A 2811-nucleotide genomic window follows, 5' to 3' on the forward strand; every position below is an offset into this window, starting at 1 on the left:
TGTGAGGTACTGATACTGAATAGGTTCGTGACCGATATGTTACCATACATTTTTGTGCGCGGATGGTAATCTTGATTCTAGCGAATCGCATGACGGCGTCGACCCCCGTTCGGGAAGTGAATGAAATCTTTCGCGCGCAGCGGGAGCTCTTTATAAGGAACCCGACGCTGTCTGTTGAATCTAGATCGTTCGGAAAACGAATGGGCGCTGCAGGATTATGAACCCGCCCTCTTTTTCCCTCAATCGCCCGACTGCGTCGACCTCAATCGGCAAAAACCGGCGCAAAAAATCGCGAAGCCGGTAGCCATCCAAGGTAGGCTAAGCGGTGGTCTATCTGATAACCTTTGCCACTGTCATTCATCCAACCAGACCATGGTAACACGAGACACACTAGAACCCCTAGAACCATCTGAAGCAGCCGAATTGTACCTAAACAATCGAAAAACCGATGGGGCAGCCGACGGGACCGTCCGAGCCCACCGCCATCGCCTCGGTCATTTTCTTGAATGGTGTGAAGAACAAGAAATCACCAACCTCAACGACATCACAGGACGAGGCCTCCGCTCATTCAAAGTCTGGCGGAGTGAGAAGGGATCGATCGCTCGGTCAACACTGAAAAACAGTATGGACACGCTGCGGAAGTTCATGCGGTTCTGTGAGAGTATCGAGGGTGTCCCTAGAGACACCCACATGGCCGTCACAAGCCCAACACTCTCAGAAGACGACGCCAACCACGAAGTAGTACCCTACGAGACCCAAGAGGCGATCCTAGAGCGCCTCAACCGCTTCCAGTTCGCAAGCTTCGAGCACGTGTTCGCCCATCTCCTTCACGAATGCGGCTTTCGAGTTGGGGCCGTTCGTAGCCTCGATCTGGAGGACTTCAAATCAAAGCCCGTAGAGCTTCCTGATGGTACTCGGATCGGGCCGCACATCGAGACTCATCACCGCCCGGCGACTGACACCCCGCTGAAGAACGGAAAGGACTCGGAACGATTGGTTGCTCTCAAAGAACACAGCGTTGGGATTCTCACCGACTACATCAAACACCAACGTTCCGATTTCCAAGACAAACACGGCCGAGACCCACTACTGGTAAAACCGCGATCGACGACACGTCCGACCACGCAAGCGCTGCGAGACATCAGTTACGGACTGACTCGCCCATGTACGTACGGCGAAGAATGTCCCCACGATCGCGACCCAGACTCCTGTGAAGCTGCGAGAATAGTCAACTCTGCTTATGACTGCCCATCGAGCATGTCTCCCCACCCTTGGCGGCGGGCAGTGATGACACATTGGCGAGCTAACGATGTTCCGATCGATGTGGTCAGTGATCGGTTTGACGTGAGCCCGTCTGTAATCGAGAAGCACTACGACGTACGGACAAAGCAGGGGAAAATGGAACAACGACGGAGGTACTACGACGACTTGTAGACCTTCGCTTACACACCTTGAGTGCGGAACAAGGTGAGTAAAAGATCTTATCCTGCGGTATTTTGAAACGAGATTATAGTCGAACTAATAGAGGCGTGTATTAGAGACTCTATTGAAATCTGTTGAGGCTGACAGGTAACAGTTGCTGAATTTAGAGGGTGAGTTCAGCACCCAAAAATGCTAACCAGACTATGACCATCCACGCCGCTTGGCTAAGAAGGCTGACCAAACTGCGACACCAGTAAGCGTAATCGAGAGGGTAGCAACAATTTGGAACAGTGAATCCCTGTTCGTAGTGAGGGCGTAAAGAGCGGCGATTATCAGGACTACGTAGAGGGCAGACACAATCCAGAGGAGGGTGTCAATTCGGGAACTCATACTATGTCCAGTTTGGTCATGTTCAAATAGGTTGCTACGATCTGACTCGAATATTTGGAGATGTCTGCGAGAGGGACAGTGACCGACTCGCGCTCTGTATCTCGCACGATCGTGTCTGACCTATTCACTTTCTATCAGAATATCCGTGACCGATACAGAGGATGTAGTCAGCACTGGGACAGTGTTATTTTCTCCAAATAGGTCCTGAACTAGCCGATAGAATCTGCCTGCGAGTTTAGCAGCCAATTCAACGAGAGAGTAGCGCCAAAAAAGATATCTCACGAGGGACAGGTGATTCTACCATGAGCCCTCCCCTCTCACGTCGTCGGCTTCTTGCACTCGGCGGTTCAGCCGGGACAATTTCCCTCGCTGGATGCCTTGATTCCATTACAGGAAGTGAACAGGAAGTCTGCTCTTCGGGCTACCGCGACGTCGGAGAAGTGTTCACAAAGCGGTCGATAGTGGACTATCTTCGGTATGCATCGCTGACGGTGCCACAATCTATTGCGTCAGGTGAGCAACTTGTGGCGACACTCACAAACGAGTCCACTGACCCACTCACCACACTGGGGAAACCGCGATATATGATTCAGCGGTTAAGCCCCGACGGCATGTGGCGGAATACCATCGGGGTACCCAACGAGTATGAGTGGTCGCCGTCGCAACGAGTGCTGGAGCCCGGCGAGGAATTCCGATGGGAAATGACACTCAGTGTCAGCGAATTTTCAGGCCCGTTCGAGCGGTGTACGATACACACACCAGCCACGTACCGGTTCATCTACTGGGGGTTCTCCGAACATGATGCTGGCATCGCACTCGCCGCTCCATTTGAGGTCGTTGAATAGCGGCGCGTGTGATAGACTCGTCTCCTATACTGAGCGATCGAGCACGCAAAATATCAACTTCCGAGTGTTTCAACAGAACCAGACAAGAGTATGCTGAAAAATGGATTTCAACAGGTCACTCAAGATCAATTTTCGTGGACGCTCTTGTGTAGCA

At 52.1% G+C, this 2811-nt stretch carries 3 protein-coding genes; 2 read left to right on the forward strand and 1 reads right to left on the reverse strand.

Annotation, left to right across the window (positions count from 1 at the left end):
- The first annotated feature begins 372 nt into the window (after positions 1 to 372).
- A complete protein-coding gene (locus tag DJ69_RS00790; RefSeq protein ID WP_099253856.1) occupies positions 373 to 1434 on the forward strand; it encodes a tyrosine-type recombinase/integrase in 1062 nt (353 codons plus the stop codon).
- Between the two features lie 189 nt (positions 1435 to 1623).
- On the opposite strand, the gene DJ69_RS00795 is transcribed toward DJ69_RS00790, so the two are convergent.
- Complete coding sequence (locus tag DJ69_RS00795; RefSeq protein ID WP_099253857.1) at positions 1624 to 1812, reverse strand: hypothetical protein; 189 nt, start codon at positions 1810 to 1812, stop codon at positions 1624 to 1626.
- Positions 1813 to 2114: 302 nt separating this feature from the next.
- On the opposite strand from DJ69_RS00795, the gene DJ69_RS18715 reads away from it, so the two are divergent.
- Positions 2115 to 2657, forward strand: coding sequence for a hypothetical protein (locus DJ69_RS18715; protein WP_245851426.1), 543 nt, complete (start codon positions 2115 to 2117; stop codon positions 2655 to 2657).
- Positions 2658 to 2811 lie beyond the last annotated feature (154 nt).

The organism is Halorubrum persicum (assembly GCF_002727125.1).
Taxonomy (GTDB): domain Archaea; phylum Halobacteriota; class Halobacteria; order Halobacteriales; family Haloferacaceae; genus Halorubrum; species Halorubrum persicum.